The sequence below is a fragment of the Blastococcus sp. SYSU DS0619 genome (assembly GCF_054051035.1).
On record NZ_JBJHAM010000002.1, the window covers coordinates 290,490 to 311,929 of the forward strand.

At 73.1% G+C, this 21,440-nt stretch carries 22 protein-coding genes; 4 read left to right on the top strand and 18 right to left on the bottom strand.

Translation table 11 applies throughout. The features are described 5' to 3' along the window. Nucleotides 1-5: 5 nt before the first annotated feature. Genes panD through ACI79T_RS03955 form a run of 3 tightly spaced genes read right to left on the bottom strand, consistent with a single transcriptional unit; the run spans nucleotide 6 to nucleotide 2,247 of the window. On the bottom strand, nucleotides 6-431 hold the full coding sequence (gene panD, locus ACI79T_RS03945; RefSeq protein WP_456608747.1) for an aspartate 1-decarboxylase: 426 nt from the start codon (nucleotides 429-431) through the stop codon (nucleotides 6-8). Then, nucleotides 428-1,285 (bottom strand): pantoate--beta-alanine ligase, encoded by an 858-nt coding sequence (gene panC / locus ACI79T_RS03950; RefSeq protein WP_456608748.1) that lies wholly within the window; start codon nucleotides 1,283-1,285, stop codon nucleotides 428-430. The genes panD and panC overlap by 4 nt, the downstream gene beginning before the upstream one ends. After that, entirely contained in the window at nucleotides 1,282-2,247 is a 966-nt protein-coding gene (locus ACI79T_RS03955; RefSeq protein WP_456608749.1) for a Rossmann-like and DUF2520 domain-containing protein, read from the bottom strand. The genes panC and ACI79T_RS03955 overlap by 4 nt, the downstream gene beginning before the upstream one ends. Before the next feature lie 285 nt (nucleotides 2,248-2,532). Here ACI79T_RS03955 and ACI79T_RS03960 point away from each other — a divergent pair, with 285 nt between their 5' ends. Beyond that, nucleotides 2,533-3,285 carry an SDR family oxidoreductase gene (locus ACI79T_RS03960; RefSeq protein WP_456608750.1) on the top strand — a complete coding sequence of 251 codons (753 nt, stop codon included), beginning with the start codon at nucleotides 2,533-2,535 and terminating at the stop codon, nucleotides 3,283-3,285. Nucleotides 3,286-3,291: 6 nt separating this feature from the next. Here ACI79T_RS03960 and ACI79T_RS03965 read toward each other — a convergent pair whose 3' ends face one another. After that, nucleotides 3,292-4,722, bottom strand: a complete 1,431-nt coding sequence (locus ACI79T_RS03965) for a DUF6779 domain-containing protein (RefSeq protein WP_456608751.1) — start codon at nucleotides 4,720-4,722, stop codon at nucleotides 3,292-3,294. Nucleotides 4,723-4,804: 82 nt separating this feature from the next. Between ACI79T_RS03965 and ACI79T_RS03970 the strand changes: the two genes are divergently transcribed. Then, on the top strand, nucleotides 4,805-5,413 hold the full coding sequence (locus ACI79T_RS03970) for a DUF1684 domain-containing protein (RefSeq protein WP_456608752.1): 609 nt from the start codon (nucleotides 4,805-4,807) through the stop codon (nucleotides 5,411-5,413). 82 nt (nucleotides 5,414-5,495) lie between these two features. On the opposite strand, the gene ACI79T_RS03975 is transcribed toward ACI79T_RS03970, so the two are convergent. The 3 genes from ACI79T_RS03975 to ACI79T_RS03985 all read right to left on the bottom strand — a co-directional run bounded on the left by ACI79T_RS03975 (nucleotide 5,496) and on the right by ACI79T_RS03985 (nucleotide 8,069). Beyond that, on the bottom strand, nucleotides 5,496-6,503 hold the full coding sequence (locus ACI79T_RS03975) for a glycine betaine ABC transporter substrate-binding protein (RefSeq protein ID WP_456608753.1): 1,008 nt from the start codon (nucleotides 6,501-6,503) through the stop codon (nucleotides 5,496-5,498). Between the two features lie 142 nt (nucleotides 6,504-6,645). After that, nucleotides 6,646-7,374: an ABC transporter permease gene (locus ACI79T_RS03980; protein ID WP_456608754.1), complete on the bottom strand. Its 729-nt coding sequence runs from the start codon at nucleotides 7,372-7,374 to the stop codon at nucleotides 6,646-6,648. Further along, nucleotides 7,371-8,069 (bottom strand): ABC transporter permease, encoded by a 699-nt coding sequence (locus ACI79T_RS03985; RefSeq protein WP_456608755.1) that lies wholly within the window; start codon nucleotides 8,067-8,069, stop codon nucleotides 7,371-7,373. Before ACI79T_RS03985 ends, ACI79T_RS03980 begins: the two co-directional genes overlap by 4 nt. 119 nt (nucleotides 8,070-8,188) lie before the next feature. Between ACI79T_RS03985 and ACI79T_RS03990 the strand changes: the two genes are divergently transcribed. After that, entirely contained in the window at nucleotides 8,189-9,307 is a 1,119-nt protein-coding gene (locus tag ACI79T_RS03990) for an ABC transporter ATP-binding protein (RefSeq protein WP_456608756.1), read from the top strand. A gap of 106 nt (nucleotides 9,308-9,413) precedes the next feature. On the opposite strand, the gene ACI79T_RS03995 is transcribed toward ACI79T_RS03990, so the two are convergent. From ACI79T_RS03995 to rpsL, 11 genes are all read right to left on the bottom strand, one after another. Continuing rightward, nucleotides 9,414-9,923 (bottom strand): DUF3180 domain-containing protein, encoded by a 510-nt coding sequence (locus tag ACI79T_RS03995; RefSeq protein ID WP_456608757.1) that lies wholly within the window; start codon nucleotides 9,921-9,923, stop codon nucleotides 9,414-9,416. 7 nt (nucleotides 9,924-9,930) lie between these two features. Then, nucleotides 9,931-10,434, bottom strand: a complete 504-nt coding sequence (gene folK, locus ACI79T_RS04000) for a 2-amino-4-hydroxy-6-hydroxymethyldihydropteridine diphosphokinase (protein WP_456608758.1) — start codon at nucleotides 10,432-10,434, stop codon at nucleotides 9,931-9,933. Beyond that, the gene (gene folB / locus ACI79T_RS04005; protein WP_456608759.1) at nucleotides 10,431-10,808 is read right to left on the bottom strand and encodes a dihydroneopterin aldolase; all 378 of its coding nucleotides are present in this window, start codon (nucleotides 10,806-10,808) and stop codon (nucleotides 10,431-10,433) included. Before folB ends, folK begins: the two co-directional genes overlap by 4 nt. Then, a complete protein-coding gene (gene folP / locus ACI79T_RS04010) occupies nucleotides 10,801-11,655 on the bottom strand; it encodes a dihydropteroate synthase (RefSeq protein WP_456608760.1) in 855 nt (284 codons plus the stop codon). The genes folB and folP overlap by 8 nt, the downstream gene beginning before the upstream one ends. 13 nt (nucleotides 11,656-11,668) lie before the next feature. Then, nucleotides 11,669-12,286 (bottom strand): GTP cyclohydrolase I FolE, encoded by a 618-nt coding sequence (folE, locus tag ACI79T_RS04015; protein WP_456608761.1) that lies wholly within the window; start codon nucleotides 12,284-12,286, stop codon nucleotides 11,669-11,671. Then, nucleotides 12,283-14,256, bottom strand: coding sequence for an ATP-dependent zinc metalloprotease FtsH (gene ftsH / locus ACI79T_RS04020; protein ID WP_456608762.1), 1,974 nt, complete (start codon nucleotides 14,254-14,256; stop codon nucleotides 12,283-12,285). Before ftsH ends, folE begins: the two co-directional genes overlap by 4 nt. Before the next feature lie 417 nt (nucleotides 14,257-14,673). Then, nucleotides 14,674-15,258 (bottom strand): hypoxanthine phosphoribosyltransferase, encoded by a 585-nt coding sequence (gene hpt, locus ACI79T_RS04025; RefSeq protein ID WP_456608763.1) that lies wholly within the window; start codon nucleotides 15,256-15,258, stop codon nucleotides 14,674-14,676. Between the two features lie 298 nt (nucleotides 15,259-15,556). After that, nucleotides 15,557-16,750: an elongation factor Tu gene (gene tuf, locus ACI79T_RS04030; protein WP_456608764.1), complete on the bottom strand. Its 1,194-nt coding sequence runs from the start codon at nucleotides 16,748-16,750 to the stop codon at nucleotides 15,557-15,559. 74 nt (nucleotides 16,751-16,824) lie between these two features. Further along, nucleotides 16,825-18,924 (bottom strand): elongation factor G, encoded by a 2,100-nt coding sequence (gene fusA / locus ACI79T_RS04035; protein WP_456608765.1) that lies wholly within the window; start codon nucleotides 18,922-18,924, stop codon nucleotides 16,825-16,827. 84 nt (nucleotides 18,925-19,008) lie between these two features. Further along, nucleotides 19,009-19,479 carry a 30S ribosomal protein S7 gene (gene rpsG / locus ACI79T_RS04040; protein WP_091929116.1) on the bottom strand — a complete coding sequence of 157 codons (471 nt, stop codon included), beginning with the start codon at nucleotides 19,477-19,479 and terminating at the stop codon, nucleotides 19,009-19,011. Beyond that, nucleotides 19,479-19,853, bottom strand: a complete 375-nt coding sequence (rpsL, locus tag ACI79T_RS04045; RefSeq protein ID WP_012950487.1) for a 30S ribosomal protein S12 — start codon at nucleotides 19,851-19,853, stop codon at nucleotides 19,479-19,481. Before rpsL ends, rpsG begins: the two co-directional genes overlap by 1 nt. 537 nt (nucleotides 19,854-20,390) lie before the next feature. Here rpsL and ACI79T_RS04050 point away from each other — a divergent pair. After that, nucleotides 20,391-21,431: an LLM class F420-dependent oxidoreductase gene (locus ACI79T_RS04050; RefSeq protein ID WP_456608766.1), complete on the top strand. Its 1,041-nt coding sequence runs from the start codon at nucleotides 20,391-20,393 to the stop codon at nucleotides 21,429-21,431. Nucleotides 21,432-21,440: the final 9 nt, after the last annotated feature.

Sequence of the window (21,440 nt, forward strand, 5' to 3'; positions counted from 1 at the left end):
ACCGGTCACCGGACCGGCACGCCCAGGTCGCTGCGCCGCTGGTCGGTCGCGCCGGGCACCGGGGCCGACGGGTCGCTGCCGAGCTCGACGACGCGGTTGGCGCCGTCGACGTGGACGACCTTGGGGATGTAGCTCTTGGCCTCGGTCTCGTCCATGACGCCGTAGCTGATCAGGATGACCATGTCGCCCGGGTGGACGAGGTGGGCGGCGGCACCGTTGATGCCGATGACACCGGTCCCCCGCTCACCGGGGATCACGTAGGTCTCCAGCCGCGCGCCGTTGGTGATGTCGACGATCGCGACCTGCTCACCGGGCAGCAGGTCCGCGGCGTCGAGCAGGTCCTCGTCGACGGTCACCGAGCCCACGTAGTGCAGGTCGGCCTGGGTGACCGTGGCGCGGTGGATCTTGGACTTGAGCATCGTGCGCATCATCGGGGCTCTCCCAGCTGGACGGCGGTGTTGTCGAGGAGTCGGGTGCTGCCGGCGCGGACGGCGACCAGCAGGCGGGCGGGGCCGGCGGCCGGCGGCGGCCCCAGGTCGGTATCGGTGAGTTCGAGGTAGTCCTGAACCAGCTGCGGCGCCTCGGCGAGCACCGCCCGGGCGGCGGCGAGGACGGCGTCGCGCCCCTGCGGACCGGCGGCGGCGCCGGCCCGCAGCGCCCGGCTGACCGCCGCCGCCGTGCGGCGCTGCTCCGGGTCGAGGTAGCGGTTGCGGCTGGACAGCGCCATGCCGTCGTCCTCGCGGACGGTCGGCACGCCGACGACCTCCACCCCCAGGGCCAGCTCCCGCGCCATCGCCCGGATCAGCGTCAGCTGCTGGTAGTCCTTCTCGCCGAACAGCGCGAGGTCGGGCCGGACCATTCCGAGGAGCTTGGCGACGACGGTGAGGACGCCCGCGAAGTGGCCGGGACGCACCGCACCCTCCAGAACGCCGCCGAGCGGACCCGGATCGACGGTCACGCCCAGCGCGGCGGGCGGGTAGACCTCCTCGACCGGGGGGTGGAAGACGACGTCGGCACCCTCCTCGGCCAGCGCGGCGAGGTCGGCGTCCCAGGTGCGGGGGTAGCGGTCGAAGTCCTCGCCCGGGCCGAACTGGGTGGGGTTCACGAAGACGGAGACGACGACGCTGCCGGCGCGCGCCCGGGCGTCCCGGACGAGCGTGCGGTGCCCCTCGTGCAGCGCGCCCATGGTCGGCACGAGGGCGACCGGGCCGGGCAGCCCGGCCACGAGGCGGCGCAGCTCGGCGACGGACTCGGCGACCGCGGGCAGCGTTCCGGCCCGGCTCACCAGGAGCCCGCCGGGTCGTCGGAGCGGGCGGCAGCCAGGGCGTCGAGCACCGGTGCGGCCTCGTGGGGCTTCAGCCGGCCGGCGGCCAGCGTGCGCTCGGCGGTGCGCCGGGCCATCGCCACGTAGGCGGCGACCGAGTCCGGGGCGCGCTCGGCGAGGGTGTCCAGGTGGCGGGCGACGGTGCCGGCGTCGCCCCGGCTGACCGGGCCGGTCAGCCCGCGGTCGCCCCGGCGCAGGCCGTTGTCGAGGGCGGCGCCGAGCAGCGGGGCCAGCACCCGGGCCGGCTCGGTGACGCCGGCGGTGCGCAGCAGCTCGGCGGCCTCGGCCACCAGGGTGACCAGGTGGTTGGCGCCGGTGACCAGGGCCGCGTGGTAGAGCGCGCGGTCGCCGTCGGCGACGAAGAACGGCTCGCCGCCCATCTCCAGGGTCAGCGTCTCGGCCACCGGGCGGTGCTCCGGCCGGCTGGTGACGCCGAAGGGCGCGAGGGCGAGCCGGTCGGCGTCCTCGGGCGCGCCGGTGAAGGTCATCGCCGGGTGCAGCGCGAGCGGGAGCACGCCGGCCTGCTCCGCGGGCGCGAGCACGGCCAGCCCGTGGGCGCCGGAGGTGTGGAAGGCCAGCTGACCGGCCCGCCACGCACCGGTCTCGGCGAGGCCGGCGACGAGGCCGGGAAGGGTGTCGTCCGGCACGGCGAGGACGACCAGGTCGGCGGCGGTCACCACCGCGTCGGCGGGCAGCAGCGGCACGCCGGGGAGCAGCCGGGCGGCGCGCTCGGCGGAGGCGGCGGAGAGGCCGGAGGCGGCGACGACGTCGTGGCCGGCGGCGGCGAGCGCCGCGCCGAGGACGGCGCCGACGCGGCCTGCGCCGATGACGCCCACGCGGAGGCGGGCGGGCGCGTCGGACGGGCGGGTGGGCGCATGGGCCGGGGCCAGCGCCGGACGGGCGGTCCTGCGAGCAGCAGGCATCGGTGCACCTCTCGTTCCAGTCCCTGGCGGGTACCGGACGTCGGGCGCGATCTCCGCGGTCGGGGATCGCGGTCGTGCGGGTGGTGCGGGTCGTGCCGGCCGGCGTCCGCTGCAACCGTCTGTGTCACGCGGGCGACCTGCCGGTGGCGAGTCTGTGTCCAGTGTGCGCCCGAGGCAACGCCTGGTTGCTGTGTCGTGGCTCACGCGCGCGCGGAGCCCCCCGGCGGGCGGCGGGTGCGCCGATCCCCCTACCGTGACGGCCGGCACATCGGCGAGGGAGGCAGCGTGCACACGTTCGAGGGACGCACCGCACTGGTCACCGGCGGCAGCCGGGGCATCGGCCTGGGCATCGCCCGGAGCCTGGTCGACCGCGGGGCCCGGGTGGTGCTCACCGCCCGCAAGCCCGACGCGCTGGCCGAGGCGGTCGAGGCGCTGGGCGGCCCGGAGGTGGCCGTCGCGGTGGCCGGCAACGCCGGCGACCCGGAGCACCGGGCGACCGCGGTGCGCACCGCGGTGGAGACGTTCGGCAGCCTGGACGTGCTGGTCGGCAACGTCGGCATCAACCCGGCGTACGGGCCGCTCATGGACCTGGATCTCGACGCCTGCCGCAAGATCCTGGACACCAACGTGGTCGGCGCCCTGGGCCTGGTGCAGGAGGCCTGGCGGGCCTGGATGTCCGAGCACGGCGGAGCGGTGCTGTTCGTCGCCTCCGTGGCCGGGCTGCGGTCCTCGCAGGAGATCGGCGCCTACGGCGTGAGCAAGGCCGCGCTGATCAACCTCACCACCCAGCTGGCCGTGGAACTCGCACCGAAGGTGCGGGTGAACGCGGTGGCGCCGGCGGTGGTGAAGACCCGGTTCGCGGGGGCCCTGTACGAGGGTCGCGAGGCGGAGGCCGCGCAGGCCTACCCGATGGCCCGCCTGGGCACGCCCGAGGACATCGGCGAGGCCGCGGCCTACCTCCTCGGCGACGGCGCCGGCTGGGTCACCGGCCAGACCCTGGTGATCGACGGCGGCGGGCTCTCGCGCGGCCCCCGCTGACCGGCCTCAGCGGCCGAGCACCCGGGCCAGGACGTCGTCGGAGTCGTCCTCCTCCCGGTAGCGCCGCCGGCGGCGCCCGCCCGACGAGGGGCTGACGCCGTTCTCCGCGAGGATCTGCTCGAGCCGGACGGGGGCGTCCGGGCCCGTCCCGCCGTCCGGCTCCGGCTGCGGCGCCGCCCAGTGCGGCGCCATCGCCGGGTGCTGGGTCGTGGGCGCCGCGGCAGCGGGCAGCGGGGGCTCGAGGTCGTCGGTGCGGCGGCGCTGCGGGGCGTCGCCGGCCGGGGTGTCGAGCAGCGACCGGGCGGCCAGCCACTCCAGCGGGGAGGGCAGGGGGTCGACCGGCGGCGGGCCGTCGGACGCGTGCCGCGAGGGGCGGCCACCGAGGTGGGGATCGTCCTCGTGCGCCGCGGCACGGTCGTGCCGGCCGTACTCCGGCGCGGGCACCGGCACCGGCACCGGCGGCGCCGGACGGCGGGTGGCGGCCGGGGGCACCGGGGGGCGCAGCACGGCCGGCGGCGGTGCGGCGGCGGGCACCGGGGCCGGCGGGGTCGGCGCCGGGAAGGACGTGGTCGCCGGCGCCGGCGCGGCGGACCAGGTGCTGGTGCTGGTGTGCACCTGCTCGAACTGCTGGGTGGGGCGCGGCTCGTCCAGCCGGATCGCCGGCCAGCCACCGGTCAGCTCGCGGGGCGGCGCCTCGTCGCTCCAGCCGGCCCCGCCGTCGAGGGTGCGGGCCGGCCCGTCCAGGCGGGCAGCCTCCCCCGGCAGCCGGCTGGCCTGGGTGCGCATGACGATCCGCTCGACCAGCATCTCGCTGGACAGCTGCTCGGCCAGCTCCGTGCGGAGCCGGCCCATGTCCTCGCGCAGCGCGGCCAGCTGGCCCAGCTCACCCCTGAGCCCGGCCAGGGCGGCGACGTCGTCGCGGAGCGCGGCCACCCGGGCCACGTCGTCGCGGAGCGCGGCCACCCGGGCCACATCGTCGCGCAGCCCGCTGAGCGCGGCGAGGTCCCCCCGCATGCTCGACACCTGCGCCACCTCGTCGCGCAGACCGGCCAGGGCGGCGATGTCCCCGCGCAGCGCGTCGAGCTCCGCGCGCATCGAGTCCTCGGTCTCGCGGCGCAGTTCGTTCTCGAGCTCGAGCTCGTACTCCCGGCGGGCGGCGACCTCGCGGTCGAGCTCCAGCTCGTAGGCGCGGCGCAGGTCCACCTCCCGGGCCGCGGCGCGCACCCGGTCGGCGCCGCGCCGGCCCGCGGCGAACGTCGCGAGCACGAACGCCCAGGCGACCGCCACGACGGCGACCCGCAGCAGCTGGGCGTCGTCGGTCAGGAAAACGGCCAGCGTGGCTCCCGCGGCGAGCACGAACCCGCCTGCCTGCAACATCGTCCGGGAGGCCGGGAGGGCAGGGCCGCGGGCGACGTCGTCGTCCTCGCGGCGGGGCATGGGACCAGCGTAGCGACGAGTGGCGCTCACCGGGCGGAACCGCTCCCGTGCCGTCCGTGGTCGGAAGTGCCACAGTGCTGAGGTGACTCTCTCGCTGCTGGACTGGCGCCGCCGGGTGGCCGCGCTGCACGCCGACGTCCGGGCCGCCCCGGATCCCGAGGACGGCTGGCGGCGGTGGCGCGCCGGCCGCGACGAGCTGTTCGCCGGCCATCCCCAGTCACCGCTCGACGCGGGCGCCCGGGCGGCGTTCCGGGGCCTGCCGGTGGCCCCGTACGACCCGGCGCTGCGGTTCGAGCCGGTGCTGGAGCCGGCCGCTCCGCAGCGGCTGGAGGTGCCGACGGCCGCCGACGGCGTGGTGCCGCTGGAGCGGATCGGCGCCGTCACGCTGCCCGGCGTCGGCCGGCTCGACGTCTGGTGGGTGGCGCTCTACGGCGGCGGGGTCTTCCTGCCGCTGCGCGACGGCAGCGCCGGCGGCACGACCTACGGCGGCGGGCGCTACCTGCTGGACACCGTGAAGGGGGCCGACCTGGGCGGCGACGGCGACCGGCTGGTGGTCGACCTCAACTTCGCCTACCACCCGTCCTGCGCCTACGACCCGCGCTGGTCCTGCCCGCTGGCCCCGGAGGGCAACCGGGTGACGACGCCGGTCGCCGCCGGGGAGCTGCTGCCCCCCGGCGGCTGGTACGCCTGATGATCAGGTGACCTGATCATCAGGGGTCCTGGCTCAGCGTCGACGGTGAGCCAGGACCCCTGGTGGTGAGCCAGGACGGTGCTTACTGCTGGGCGAGGGCGCCGTCGGAGCTGAAGACCAGGCCGATGGAGACCTCGCCCTGCTGGATGGCGGTCTTGGTCAGCGGGCCGCCCTCGTCGTACTCCTGGAAGTCGGCGAACTGCAGGCCGTAGGTCTCCTCCAGACCGGGCTGGCACTGCGGCCGCGTCGGGCACTCGCCCGGTCCGCCGAGGATCAGCGACCCGTCGCCGCAGGCATCGGCCAGCTCGGTGAGCGTGGTGACGCCCAGCTGGTCGGCGAACTCCTGGGTGACGGCGAACGCGTTCTGGTCGGCGGCCGCGGCCGGCTCCCCGAAGACGAGCCCGGCCTGCTCGGCGAGCGGGGTGAGCTCCTCGACCGTCGCGTCGACGTCGCCGGAGGCGACCCCCTCGGCCTCGCTGCCGTTGAGCTGCCGGTTGATGATGTCGGTGACGGTGGCCAGGTACTCGGGGAACGCCTGGATCTCGCCGCGCTGCAGGGCGGGCAGGTACAGCTCGCGGTTGCCCACCGTCTGCACGGACGCGTCGAAGCCCGCCGCGGTGAGCACGTCGGCGTACACGGTGGCCAGGATCTGCGACTCGGTGAAGCCGGCCGCCCCGACCACGATCGAGCCGCTGCCGCCGCTGACCCCCGAGTCCAGGCCCTGTTCGGCGACGTAGGCGGCGGCCACCTCGTCCACGGCCTGCCGCTCGACGTCGACCGCGGCGTTCATCGCGATCAGGTCCTCGGTGGTGAGCACCTCGGAGACGGTGTTCAGCGTCTCGAGCAGCGCCGGGTTGGCCTCGGCCGCGGCCGCGTTGACCGCCGGGATGACGTTGTCGGCGTTCTGCAGCTCCTGGTCGTCCTCCAGGACGACCAGCTGGTCGCCGGGGACGGGGGCGCAGGTCTCGCCCGACGCCTGGGCGTCGCCGCCGGCGGCGCCTCCGGTGCCGGAGGAGCCGGACTCGCCGCAGGCAGCGGTGAGGGCCGCGGCCATGGCGAGAGGGATGAGGTGCCGGGTACGTGCGCGCATGAGCCCGCCTTCTGTGTCCCGTGACCGCCTGTTGCAGTCACGCGTGTCTGGCGGGAGGACTCCCGCAGGCACCATCGAACCGCTCCGTTGCACACAACGCAATCGAGATGGCCGTCGCCGGGATTCCGTTACCGACGCGTGATCAGAGGGGGACGCCCGAGGAGGTCGGCTCCGGGACCGGGGCGGTCCGCCGGGCGCGGAGGAAGGGCAGCCGCTTCTCCCCCGGGGTGAGCGCCCAGGACACGGCCACGAGGAGCAGTTCGGTGAGCACGGCGAGGGCGGCGACCAGGACCGCACCGGCGACGACGGCGCCGTAGTCCTGCTGGCGGAACCCCAGCGTGATGATGCTGCCGAGCCCGCCACCGGCCACCAGAGCGGCGAGCGTGGCCGTGGCCACCACCTGGACGGCGGCGGTGCGGACGCCGGTCATCAGCAGCGGAGCGGCCAGCGGCAGCTCCACGCGCATCGCCACCTGCCGTCCCGAGAGACCCATGCCGCGCGCGGCCTCGACGACGTCGCGGTCCACCCCGCGGAAGCCGACGTAGGTGTTGGTGAGGATCGGGGGGACGGCGAAGACGCCCAGCGCGATGGTCGTCGCCGTCGGCCCGAAGCCGATCGGGGTGACCGCGAAGATGGTGAGCAGCGCCAGCGTCGGCACGGCGCGGGACACGTTGGACAGCGCCACCGTGAACCCGCCCCCGCGGCCGGTGTGCCCCAGCAGGACCCCCACGGGGAGTGCCACGAGCATGGCGGCCAGCACGGCGAGGACCGAGATCCGCAGGTGCTCGGCGAGCAGGTCGAGGATGCCCCCGGACCGGCTCCAGTTGAACGGGTCGTTGAGGTACACGAGCGCGTCGGAGAACCGGTTCACGCCCGTGCCCCCCGGGCCCAGGGGGTGAGCAACCGCTCCGCGCCGGCCAGGAGCAGGTCGGCGAGCAGGGCGAGCAGGACGCACCCCACGGCTCCGGTCACGATCTGCGCGCGGTAGAAGTTCGCCGCGAACCCCCCGGTGATCAGCTGTCCGAGCCCGCCGTGGCCGACGATGACGCCCACGGTGACCAGCGCGACCGTCGACACGGTGGCGACCCGGATGCCGGCCATGAACGCCGGCAGGGCCAGCGGCAGCTCGACCTGCCAGAAGAGCCGGACCGGCCCGTAGCCCATGCCCCGCGCCGCCTCCCGCACGTCGGCCGGCACCGCCTGGAGGCCCGCGAGGAAGTTGCGTACCAGGATCACCAGCGAGTACAGGACGAGGCCGATGAGCACGGTCGTCGCGGTGATGCCGGTGATCGGCGCGACGAAGGCGAACATCGCCAGCGACGGGATCGTGTAGATCAGCGTGGACAACCCGAGGACCGGACCGGCCAGCCACCGGCTGCGGCGGGCCAGCAGGGCAAGCGGCAGCGCGATCAGCGCCCCGAGGACGACGGCGGCGATCGTGAGCCTGACGTGCTCGCCCAGGTAGCCCACAATGGTGTCCCAGTTGGACGTCACGTAGGACGGGTCGAACCAGGGATTCGGCGCCGCATCGACCGCGAGCAGCACGGTGCTCGCCGCGTTCACCATCGGGCGCGTACCAGGAAGGCCACCTCGTGGACGCTACTGCTCCCCCGCCCGCCTCGCCGACGTCGTCACCTCGCCCGTCCGCAGCTCCCGGCGGCGCCGAGGAGATCCGCCTCGAGGGGGTGAGCAAGGTCTACGCCGACGGGACCGTCGGCGTGGCCGAGCTGGACCTGACGTTCGCGGCCGGCGAGCTGACCGTCCTGGTCGGGCCCTCCGGTTGCGGCAAGACGACCACGATGAAGATGATCAACCGGATCATCGAACCGTCGACCGGGCGCATCCTGCTCGGCGGCGAGGACGTCACGGGTGCCGATCCGGTGCAGCTGCGCCGGCGCATCGGCTACGTCATCCAGAACGTCGGCCTCTTCCCGCACCAGACCGTGCGGGTCAACGTGGGCACCGTGCCGCGGCTGCTGGGCTGGGACAAGCGGCGCACCCGCGCCCGCGTCGACGAGCTGCTCGACGTCGTCGGGCTCGACCCGGCCGTCCACGGCGACCGCTACCCCCACCAGCTGTCCGGCGGTCAGCGGCAGCGGGCCGGCGTGGCACGCGCCCTGGCCGCCGATCCCGGCGTCCTGCTCATGGACGAGCCGTTCTCGGCGGTGGACCCCGTCGTGCGCGAGCGGCTGCAGTCGGAGTTCCTCCGGCTGCAGGAGTCCGTCCGCAAGACGATCGTCTTCGTCACCCACGACATCGAGGAGGCCGTGCGGATCGGTGACCGCATCGCCGTCATGAGCGGGGGCGGCCGGGTGGAGCAGTTCGCGACCCCCGCCGAGATCCTGGGCCGGCCGGCGAACGACTTCGTCGCCGACTTCGTGGGCGCCGACCGCGGGCTCAAGCGGCTGGCGGTGACCGGTATCGACGCCGCCGACCTCGAGCAGCCACCGGTGGTGCACGTGGCCGACGGACTGGCCGACGCCCGCTCGGCGTTGCGCGACTCCGGTGCCCGTTGGGCCGTCGTCCTCGACGACGCCGGCAACCTGCACGGCTGGTTGCCTCTGGAGCGGTCCGAGGGGCCGGGCACGGTCCGCTCGGCGGCCCGGCGCATGGAGGCATGGGTGCCGCGGGACGCCTCGCTGAAGACGGCGTTCGCCACGATGCTCCAGCAGGAGGCCGGCTGGGTCGCCGTGCTCGACGGCGACCGGTTCCTCGGCGTCCTCACCCCGGAGTCGCTGCACACCGCGCTGCGCCGCTCCGTCGAGGGCACCGTCCCCGAGACCGCCGGCGCCACTTTTGCATGATCGTGCCGAGTGGGGCCCGGAGGGTTCCGCGTAGGCACGATGGACGCGCTCAGGGCAAGCGGGGACGGCTCCTGGCCGCGGTGTCGTCCGGAGGACGACGATGTGCTCAGGCGCTGACGCCGTCGGGAGGGCGGTCGTCCTCCGGGGGGATGCGGCAGACCGACTCCAGCCACAGCGCCGCGGCGATCAGCGCGGCCGAGCTCACCAGCCCGATCAGGGCGGCGACGGCGTCGCTGCCGGCGTACTGGAGCCGGCCCACCGCCGGTCCGACGTGCAGCAGCACCCCGGCCCAGATGCCGGTGAACACCGCACCCACGTAGGCGCTGGCCTGGGCGAGGACGGCCAGACGTGCCACCAGCATCGGCTCCACCGGCCGCACGACCGGCGCCCGCCCGTCGACGGGGGCCCGGCCGGCCCGGGCCTCCCGCAGGGCGGACAGCCGGGTCCGGAGGGTGCGGGCGCCCAGCGCCTCGGCGAGCGCCAGGACGGCCAGCGGCGCCGACAGCCACCAGCGCAGTGGCGGCACGTCCCCGTACCAGGTGCGCACGAGCAGCCAGGTCGCCACGGCCAGCCCGAGGGCGAGCACGGCGAGGTCCCGGCGGCGGACGGGGGTCACGGCCGGCTCAGTGGAGGTGGTCCCAGCGCACGACCGCGGCGACGTCCGCGGGGTCGAGCGCTGCCACGAGGTCGGTGACCTTCCCGCGCCCCGGGAGGACGGCGGTCGGGTCGAGGGTCAGCCACGGCACCAGCACGAAGGCCCGCTCGTGCGCCCGCGGGTGCGGCAGGGTGAGTTCGGGGTCGTCGGAGAGCACCGGCGAGCCGTCGTCCGCGGTCACGGTGACCACGTCGACGTCCAGGGTGCGGGCGCCCCACCGCACCTCGCGGGTGCGGCCGGCCGCCTCCTCCAGCTGGTGCGCCAGGGCCAGCCAGCCACGCGCGTCCCGGTCGCCGCGGACGACGACGACCGCGTTGAGGTACGGCGGCTGCTCGACCGGCCCCCACGGCGGCGTCTCGTACAGCGTGGAACGGGCGACGAGGCCGTGCTCCGTGAGTGCTGCCACCGCGCCGCGGAGCGCGCCGGCGCGGTCGCCGAGGTTGGCCCCCAGCGACAGGACGGCGCGGGTCACCGGCGCTCTCGCCGGATGGTGACCGTGACGTCGTCGAACGGGACGCCCAGCTCGGCCTCGGGCTTGTGCACGGTGATCTCGACGGCGTCGACGAGCTCGTTGGCCAGGCAGACGTCGGCCAGCCGCTGGGCCAGGGTCTCCAGGAGGTTGACCGGCTCCCCGTTCAGCACCGCGTGCAACTGCTGGGCGAGATCGGCGTAGTTCACCGTGCGGTCGAGATCGTCGCCGGCGGCCGCGGCCGAGGTGTCGAGCTCCAGGACGGCGTCGGCGCGGAACATCTGGCCGCGCTCGCGCTCGAAGGCGTAGACCCCGTGGTGGGCGTGGGCGCGGATGCCGCGGACGGCGATCCGGTCGGGGGTGCGGTGGTCAGCCACGGCCGGCTCCCTTCGCGGCCCGGACGGCCTCGAGCGTGCGCAGCGCGTCGACCGACGCCGCGGCGTCGTGCACCCGCACGCCCCAGGCCCCGGCCTCGGCGGCCAGCACCGTGGTGGCGAGCGTGGCGGCGTCGCGCTGCTCCGCGGGCCGGACCGTGCCGTCGTGCCCGGCGAGCAGCCGGCCGAGGAACGTCTTGCGGGAGGCGCCCACGAGCACCGGCAGCCCCAGGGCCACGAGCCGGTCGAGCCCGGCCAGCAGCGCCCAGTTGTGCTCGGCGCGCTTGGCGAAGCCCAGGCCGGGGTCGAGCACGAGCTGCTCGGGCCGTACCCCGGCGGCGACGACGTCCTCGACCCGCGCGGTGAGCTCGGCGCCCACCTCGGTGACGACGTCGCCGTACTGCGCGGCCGCGTACATCTCCCGGCTGTGCCCACGCCAGTGCATGAGCACCCAGGGCGTGCCGGCGTCGGCCACCAGCTTGGCCATGCCCTCGTCGGCCAGGCCGCCGCTGACGTCGTTGACCAGGACGGCACCGGCGTCCAGCGCCGCCTCGGCGACCTCGGCGCGGGTGGTGTCCACGCTCGTGGGCACGCCGGCGGCCGACAGCTCGCGGATCACCGGCAGCACCCGGCGGCACTCCTCGGTGGGGTCGACGCGGTCGGCACCGGGCCGGGTGGACTCCCCGCCCACGTCCACGTAGTCGGCGCCGGCCGCGTGCATCGCCAGCCCGTGCGCGATCGCGGTCGCGGGGTCGGCGAAGCAGCCGCCGTCGGAGAACGAGTCGGGGGTGACGTTGAGGACGCCCATGACCAGGCAGCGGCCCGGCCGCGGCAGGAGTCCCGTGCTCATCGCCGCGTCCCGACTACCGGCCGAGCACGAGGCTCATCGCCTCGCTGCGGGTGGCCGCGTTCTCCCGGAAGATCCCCCGCACCGCCGAGGTGACGGTCGAGGAGCCGGGCTTGCGGATGCCGCGCATGGCCATGCACAGGTGCTCGGCCTGGACCACGACCAGCACGCCGCGCGGCTTGAGGGCGTCGGCGAGGGCGTCGGCGATCTGCCGGGTCATCCGCTCCTGCACCTGGGGACGGCGGGCGTAGACCTCCACCAACCGGGCCAGCTTCGACAGCCCGGTGACCCGGCCGTCCTCCCCCGGGATGTAGGCGACGTGCGCCACCCCGTGGAAGGGCACGAGGTGGTGCTCGCAGGTCGAGTACATCGGGATGTCCTTGACCAGCACCAGCTCGTCGTGGTCCTCGTCGAACGTCGTGGCGAGGATGTCGAACGGGTCCTGCCAGAGGCCGGCGAAGGTCTCCGTGTAGGAGCGGGCGACCCGCGCCGGGGTGTCCTGCAGGCCGGGCCGGTCCGGGTCCTCCCCGACGGCGATCAACAGCTCGCGGATCGCCGCGGCGGCCCGCTCCTGGTCGACCCCGGGAGCCGGCTTCAGCAGCTGGTCCTCCGGTTCCGCCGGGATCTCACTCATCGCTGGGCCGGGGCCCCGACGTCGCCGACGGGAGTGGTGTCGGGGACGGAGCCGTTGTGCCCGGCCCGCTCGGACGGCGTGAGCACCGGCGGCTGGGTGGACGGGGTGCGCTTGCCGAAGCCGTTGTACGGCGCGAGGGAGGGCCGCTTGGCGACCGGCGCGCAGATGCGCGCCATGTCCTCCTTGGACAGCGTCTCCTTCTCCATCAGCTCGAGCACCAGCTGGTCGAGGACGTCGCGGTACTCGACCAGGATCTCCCAGGCCTCGTCGTGCGCGGCCTCGATCAGCGCCCGGATCTCGGCGTCGATGTCGCCGGCCACGGCCTCGGAGTAGTCCGGGCGGGAGCCCATGTCGCGGCCCATGAACGGCTCGGAGTCGGCGCTGCCGTACTTCACCGCGCCGAGCTTGGCGCTCATGCCGTACTGGGTGACCATCGCCCGGGCCATCGAGGTGGCCTTCTCGATGTCGTTGCCCGCGCCGGTGGTCGGCTCGTGGAAGACCAGCTCCTCGGCCGCGCGCCCGCCGAGGGCGTAGGCGAGCGTGTCGATCATCTCCGAGCGCGTCTGGGTGTACTTGTCCTCGGTCGGGAGAACCAGCGTGTGCCCCAGCGAGCGGCCGCGCGGCAGGATCGTCACCTTGTGCACCGGGTCCAGGTTGGGCAGTGCGTGCGCCACCAGGGCGTGCCCGCCCTCGTGGTAGGCGGTGACCTTCTTCTCCTTCTCGCTCATCGCCCGCGTCTTGCGCTCCGGGCCGGCGATCACCCGGTCGATGGCCTCTTCGAGGGTCTCGTCGGTGATCAGCGACCCGTTGTTGCGGGCGGTCAGCAGCGCGCCCTCGTTGAGCACGTTGGCGAGGTCCGCGCCGGTGAAGCCCGGGGTGCGTCGGGCGACGGTCTCGAGGTCGACGTCGGGCGCCAGCGGCTTGCCCTTCGCATGCACCTCCAGGATCCGCTTGCGGCCCAGGAGGTCGGGGCGGTCGACGGCGATCTGGCGGTCGAAGCGACCCGGGCGGAGCAGCGCCGGGTCGAGGACGTCCGGCCGGTTGGTCGCGGCGATCAGGATGACGCCGCCCTTGACGTCGAAGCCGTCCATCTCGACGAGCATCTGGTTGAGCGTCTGCTCGCGCTCGTCGTGACCGCCGCCCATGCCGGCGCCGCGCTGCCGGCCGACGGCGTCGATCTCGTCGACGAAGATGATCGCCGGCGCGTTCTCCTTGGCCTGGGTGAACAGGTCGCGGACCCGGCTGGCACCGACGCCGACGAACATCTCGACGAAGTCCGAGCCGGAGATGGAGAAGAACGGGACGCCGGCCTCACCGGCGACGGCGCGGGCCAGCAGCGTCTTGCCGGTCCCGGGCGGGCCGAACAGCAGGACGCCCTTGGGGATCTTGGCGCCGACGGCCTGGAACTTGACCGGGTTCTGCAGGAAGTCCTTGATCTCCTGCAGTTCCTCGATCGCCTCGTCGGCACCGGCGACGTCACCGAACGTCGTCTTCGGCATGTCCTTGGTCAACTGCTTGGCCTTGGACTTGCCGAAGGCCATGACGCCGCGGCCGCCGCCCTGCATCGAGTTGAACAGCCAGAACAGTAGGAGCAGGAGGATCAGGAAGGGCAGGAAGCTGACCAGCAGGCTGACCAGGAGGCTGTCCTGGGTGACGTTGGTGTCGAACTCGGACTCGCCGTCCTCGGCACGCAGCAGGTCGACGATCTGGTCCTCGATCGCCACCGGGTAGGACGTGGTCACCTCGGTGGCGCCCTCGACCTCGTCGGTGAGCACCAGGTCGAGGGTCTGCTCCTTGGTGTTGAGCGTCGCCGACTCGACGTTGCCCTCCTCGATCTGCTCGAGGGCGGTCGAGGTGGTGATCTCCTTGAGGGCAGCGTCGCCGCTGAACACCGAGGAGACGGTGAGCGCCAGCAGGATCACCAGGACGACCCAGAACCAGACGGAGCGGAAGATCTTCTTGCGTTCCATACACCGATACCGGGAGCCGGCGTGCCGGCCTGCCCGTCGACCCTCCTGATCGTCCCAGGACACCACCAACGGCCCGGGTACGGACCCCGGCGCTCGATGCAGCGTCGTCGGCATCGACGGTACACCGGCTGACCTGTCCGATTCCTGCACGCGACCTGGGAACCCCCCGGGCGGGTAGCGCTGCGGCCGCTCCGCCGGACCGGTGCACCGAGCGGGGGCCGGAGGCTCCCCGAGGCGGACCGGAGACGCGCCGGACGAGAACCGGGAACGGCAGGCAGCCGCGGCACCCGAGGCGACCCGCCCTGCGAGGGTCGCAGCCGGGACGGGCCCGGAGGGTCCTCACCGGCTGCGACGGGAGGGCTCAGCGCAGCCGGGGGACCGCACCTGGCCGCGGTCGTCGTCCGGAGGACGACAGAGTTACTGGTACACCTCGGGCTTGAGGGTCCCGATGTAGGGCAGGTCGCGGTAGCGCTCGGCGTAGTCCAGGCCGTAGCCGATGACGAACTCGTTCGGGATGTCGAAGCCGATGTACTTGACCGGCACCTGGACCTTGACCGCGTCGGGCTTGCGCAGCAGGGCGCAGACCTCGAGCGAGGCGGGCGAGCGGCCGCCGAGGTTCTTCAGCAGCCAGGACAGCGTCAGGCCGGAGTCGATGATGTCCTCGAGCACCAGCACGTGCTTGTCCGTGATGTCCCGGTCGAGGTCCTTGAGGATGCGCACGACGCCCGAGGAGCTGGTGGACGACCCGTAGGACGACACCGCCATGAACTCCATCTGGGTGGGCAGCTGGAGCGCGCGGGCGAAGTCGCTCATGAACAGCACCGCGCCCTTGAGCACGCCGACGAGCAGGACCTCCCTGCCCGCGTAGTCGGCAGCGACCTGGGCGGCGAGCTCGCCGATCTTCTCCCGGATCTGCTCCTCGCTGAGCAGGACGTGGTCGATGTCCGGCCCGTAGCCGTGGTCGGGACCGAGCGCCCCGGGAGTGCTGGCAGGCTCCGTCACGGAAGGGGCTCCTCATCGGGTGCGGGTCCGGGGGGGGGGGGGGGGGGGGGGGGGGGGGGGGGGGGGGGGGGGGGGGGGGGGGGCGGGGGCCCCGGGCCCCCCCCCCCCCCCACACCCCCCCCCCCCCCCCCCCCCCCCCCCACCCCCCCCCCCCCCCCCCCCCCCCCCCCCCCCCCCCCCGCCCCCCCCCCCCCCGCCCCCCCCCCCCCCCCCCCCGCCGCCCCGCCCCCCCCCCCCCCCCCCCCCCCCCCCCCCCCCCCCCCCCCCCCCCCCCCCCCCCCCCCCCCCCGTCAGGGTGTTACTTGATGATCTTCGTGACGCGCCCGGCGCCGACGGTGCGGCCACCCTCGCGGATGGCGAAGCGGAGACCCTCCTCCATGGCGATGGGCTGGATCAGCTCCACCGTCATCTCGGTGTTGTCGCCCGGCATGACCATCTCGGTGCCGGCGGGCAGGGTCACGACGCCCGTCACGTCCGTCGTCCGGAAGTAGAACTGGGGACGGTAGTTGTTGAAGAACGGCGTGTGACGGCCACCCTCGTCCTTCGAGAGGATGTAGACCGAACCCTCGAAGTTGGTGTGCGGGGTGATCGAGCCGGGCTTCACGACGACCTGGCCGCGCTCCACGTCCTCGCGCTTGATGCCGCGGAGGAGCAGACCCACGTTGTCGCCGGCCTGGCCCTGGTCGAGCAGCTTGCGGAACATCTCGACGCCGGTGACGGTCGTCTTCGTCGAACCCTCGCGGATACCGACGATCTCGATCTCCTCGGAGACCTTGACGATGCCGCGCTCGACACGGCCGGTGACGACGGTGCCGCGACCGGTGATCGTGAAGACGTCCTCGACCGGCATGAGGAACGGCTTGTCGATCTCGCGCTCCGGCTCCGGGATCGCGGTGTCGACAGCGTTCATGAGCTCCATGAGCTTGTCGCCCCACTCGGCGTCGCCCTCGAGGGCCTTCAGCGCGGAGACGCGGACCACGGGGACGTCGTCGCCCGGGAACTCGTACTCGCTGAGCAGCTCGCGGACCTCGAGCTCCACGAGCTCCAGGATCTCCTCGTCGTCGACCATGTCGGCCTTGTTGAGCGCGACGACGATGTAGGGGACGCCGACCTGGCGGGCCAGGAGGACGTGCTCCTTGGTCTGCGGCATCGGACCGTCGGTGGCGGCCACAACCAGGATCGCGCCGTCCATCTGCGCGGCACCCGTGATCATGTTCTTGATGTAGTCGGCGTGCCCGGGGCAGTCGACGTGCGCGTAGTGCCGGTTCTCGGTCTGGTACTCGACGTGCGCGATCGAGATCGTGATCCCGCGAGCCTTCTCCTCGGGCGCCTTGTCGATCTGGTCGAACGCGGACGCCTCGTTGAGGTTCGGGTACTTGTCGTGCAGGACCTTGGTGATCGCCGCGGTCAGCGTCGTCTTGCCGTGGTCGATGTGCCCGATGGTGCCGATGTTGACGTGCGGCTTGTTCCGCTCGAACTTGGCCTTGGCCACTGGGTTCCTCTCCTCGTGGTTACGCAGGTGGTGCGTGCTCTGGGGGTTGCGGGCAGTGCTCGGTGGTGCCGGGACTACTCGCCCGTCACCTTCGCGATGATCTCCTTGGCGACGTTGGCCGGGACCTCGGCGTACGAGTCGAACACCATCGAGTAGCTCGCCCGTCCCTGGGTGCGGCTGCGCAGGTCGCCCACGTAGCCGAACATCTCCGACAGCGGCACCAGGGCCTTGACGATGCGGGCGCCGGAGCGCTCCTCCATCGCCTGGATGATCCCGCGGCGGGAGTTGAGGTCGCCGATGACGTCGCCCATGTTCTCCTCGGGCGTCGTCACCTCGACCGCCATCAGCGGCTCGAGCAGGGCCGGGCTCGCCTTGCGTGCCGCCTCCTTGAAGGCGATCGAGCCGGCGATCTTGAAGGCCATCTCCGAGGAGTCGACCTCGTGGTACTGGCCGTCGAGGAGGGACGCCTTGACGCCCACCATCGGGTAGCCGGCCAGCACGCCGTACTGCATGGCGTCCTGCATGCCCTGGTCCACCGAAGGGATGTACTCCTTCGGCACGCGCCCACCGGTGACCTTGTTCTCGAACTCGTAGGTCGCCGAGTCGGCGCTCATCTCGAGCGGCTCGATCGCGATCTGGACCTTCGCGAACTGCCCGGAGCCACCCGTCTGCTTCTTGTGGGTGTAGTCGTAGCGCTCGACGGCCTTGCGGATCGTCTCGCGGTAGGCGACCTGCGGCTTGCCGACGTTCGCCTCGACGTTGAACTCGCGCCGCATGCGGTCGACGAGGATCTCCAGGTGGAGCTCGCCCATGCCGGAGATGACCGTCTGGCCGGTCTCCTCGTCGAGCTTGACCTGGAAGGTCGGGTCCTCCTCGGCGAGCTTCTGGATCGCGGTGCCGAGCTTCTCCTGGTCGCTCTTGGTCTTCGGCTCGATGGCGACCGAGATGACCGGGGCGGGGAAGCTCATCGACTCGAGGATCACCGGCTTCTGCGGGTCGCAGAGGGTGTCACCGGTCGTGGTCTGCTTCATCCCGTTGACCGCGACGATCTGGCCGGCGCCCACGCCCGCGCGCTCCTCGCGCTTGTTGGCGTGCATCTGGTAGATCTTCCCGACCCGCTCCTTGCGGTCCTTCGTGCTGTTCAGCACGGGGGAACCGGCGTCGAGCCGCCCGGAGTAGACCCGGATGTAGGTCAGCTTGCCCAGGTGCTGGTCGGTCTGGATCTTGAACGCCAGCGCCGAGAACGGCTCGTCCTCGTCGGCGTGCCGGAGGACCTCGGTCTCGCCGTCGAGGGCGGTGCCCACGATGGCCTCGATGTCCAGCGGGCTGGGCAGGTAGTCGACGACGGCGTCGAGCAGGGGCTGCACGCCCTTGTTCTTGAACGCCGTGCCGGTGAGGACCGGGTTGACCTGGCCGGCGATGGTCGCCTTGCGGATCGCCGCCTTCAGGCGATCGGTCGCGATCTCCTCGCCGCCGAGGTAGTCCTCCATCAGCGAGTCGTCGAAGTCCGCGATGTTCTCGAGCAGCTTCTCGCGGTACTCGGCGGCCTGGTCGGCGAGCTCGGCCGGGATCTCCTCGACCGCGTAGTCCTCGCCCATCTTGGTCTCACCGCGCCAGGTGAGGGCCTTCATCGTCACCAGGTCGACGACACCGATGAAGTCGGCCTCGGCGCCGATCGGCAGCTGCAGCACCAGGGGGTTGGCAGCGAGCCGCTCGACCATCATGTCGACGCAGCGGAAGAAGTTCGCACCGGTGCGGTCGAGCTTGTTGACGAAGCACATGCGGGGGACGCCGTACTTCTCGGCCTGCCGCCACACCTGCTCGGTCTGCGGCTCGACACCGGCGACGCCGTCGTACACCGCCACCGCACCGTCGAGCACGCGCAGGGACCGCTCCACCTCGACGGTGAAGTCGACGTGCCCGGGGGTGTCGATGATGTTGATGTCGTGGCCGTTCCAGGAGCACTTCGTCGCGGCCGACGTGATGGTGATGCCGCGCTCCTGCTCCTGCTCCATCCAGTCCATCGTGGCCGCGCCGTCGTGGACCTCACCGATCTTGTACGTGATACCGGTGTAGAAGAGGATGCGCTCGGTGGTAGTGGTCTTGCCGGCGTCGATGTGCGCCATGATGCCGATGTTCCGGGTCTTGCGGAGCTGGGCCTCGTTGCTGGCCATTGCTTCTCCTCTTCGTCCTGGTCCGTGTGCGGGTGCCGGGGATCGCCCGGGGTTCCCGCCGACGGCGGGCGCTGGTGGCGTGCGTTACCAGCGGTAGTGCGCGAAGGCCTTGTTCGACTCGGCCATCTTGTGCGTGTCCTCGCGCCGCTTCACGGCGGCACCGAGACCGTTGCTCGCGTCGAGCAGCTCGTTCATCAGGCGCTCGGTCATCGTCTTCTCGCGACGGGCCCGGCTGTACTGGATGAGCCAGCGCAGGCCGAGCGTCGTGCTGCGGGAGGCGCGGACCTCGACCGGGACCTGGTAGGTCGCACCACCGACGCGGCGGCTGCGGACCTCGAGGGCCGGCTTCACGTTGTCCAGCGCGCGCTTGAGCGTGACGACCGGGTCGGTGTCGGTCTTGGCGCGGGCACCCTCGAGGGCGCCGTAGACGATCGCCTCGGCGACCGAGCGCTTGCCGTCGACCAGCACCTTGTTCACCAGCTGGGTGACCAGCGGCGACTGGTACACCGGGTCGGCGACCAGCGGACGCTTCGGCGCGGGGCCCTTGCGCGGCATTAGCTCTTCTCCTTCTTCGCGCCGTAGCGGCTGCGAGCCTGCTTGCGGTTGCGGACACCCTGGGTGTCCAGCGAGCCACGGATGATCTTGTAGCGCACGCCGGGCAGGTCCTTCACGCGTCCACCGCGCACGAGCACCATCGAGTGCTCCTGCAGGTTGTGGCCGACGCCCGGGATGTACGCGGTCACCTCGATGCCACTGGTGAGGCGGACGCGAGCGACCTTGCGCAGCGCCGAGTTCGGCTTCTTCGGCGTCGTCGTGTACACGCGCGTGCAGACTCCGCGACGCTGGGGCGAACCCTTCAGCGCCGGGGTCTTGGTCTTCTCGACCTTGTCCTCGCGGCCCTTGCGGACCAGCTGGTTGATCGTGGGCATGGGTGGCCTGGATCTCCTACCTGCGCTGGGTGAAGCTGTCGAATTCCTGCTGACTAGGTCGTGCTCTGCTGCGGTGCTCGGGTGCCGGCTCCTTGCGGAACCTTCCCGACCCCGGCCATGTTCCACCGTCCGGTCCACGCGGTCGGGTGTGTCGCCCTCCCCGGGACCGGTCCGCGTCGGACCGAACTCGGTTGCCCCTCGCGACTCGGCGCCGCCACCCCACCCCGGCCGGGCCGGGAGGGCGGTCCCCGGCGGCCCGAGATTCGTCATCTCTGGCCACCCAGGCGCACCGCGAACGGGAGCAGGCCCAGGGCACCCTGGGCACGGCTGACCACGATACCCGTGCCTGGTGAACCGGTCAAAGCCGGGTGCCTCACACCGGTCGACAGGTCGACCGGCGAGCGCACGGGCGGCAGCCGGGGTGCCCGGACACTACCGCTGCCGGCACCCCTGGGACAGCTCCACCGCGCCCCCGGCGCGGGGACCGATAGCGTGCGGGAGGCGCCAACGGTGGTGCCGCGACACAGAGGAGTGCACGTGCGCATCGGCATCCAGGCCAGCTACAGCGGCGGGTTCCAGGAGACGGCGGCGGAGATCCGCGACCTGGAGTCGGCCGGCCTCGACCTCGCCATGGTGGCCGAGGTGTACACCTTCGACGCGGTCAGCCAGCTCGGCTACCTGGCCGCCGTCACCGAGCGGGTGGAGCTCCTCAGCGGGATCCTGCCCATCTACAGCCGCACTCCCGCGCTCACCGCCATGACCGCCGCCGGACTGGACTTCGTCTCCGGTGGCCGCTTCACGCTCGGCCTGGGCGCCTCCGGCCCGCAGGTCATCGAGGGCTGGCACGGCCTCCCCTACGACGCCCCGCTGCAGCGCACCCGCGAGATCGTGGAGATCTGCCGCCAGGTGTGGCGCCGCGAGCGCCTGGACCACCAGGGCAAGAAGTACACGGTGCCCCTGCCGGCCGACCAGGGCACCGGGCTGGGGAAGCCGCTGAAGCTGATCAACACCCCGGTCCGCGAGGGCATCCCGGTGATGCTGGCCGCGCTCGGCCCGAAGAACGTCGAGCTGGCGGCCGAGATCGCCGAGGCGTGGGAGCCGATCTTCTTCGTGCCGGAGAAGGCGGCGTCGGTCTGGGGCGACTCCCTGGCGGCCGGCAGGGCCAAGCGCGACCCGGCCCTGGGTGAGCTGCAGGTCATCACCGGCGTCCCGGTGGCCATCGGCGACGACGTGGAGGCGATGCTCGACGTCGTGCGGCCGACGCTGGCCCTCTACATCGGCGGGATGGGCGCCCGCGGCAAGAACTTCTACAACGACCTCGCCGTCCGGTACGGCTACGAGGCCGAGGCGAAGACGATCCAGGACCTCTACCTCGACGGGAAGAAGGACGAGGCGGCCGCCGCGGTTCCCGACGAGCTGGTGCGGGCGTCGTCGCTGATCGGCCCGGAGTCCTACGTCGCCGAGCGGATCGCTGCCTTCTCCGAGGCCGGTGTCTCGACGCTCATGCTGCAGCCCCTCGACGGCAGCCGTGAGGGCCGCCTGAAGACCGTGGAGACGATGAAGCGCCTCAGCAGCTGAGCCGGGGGC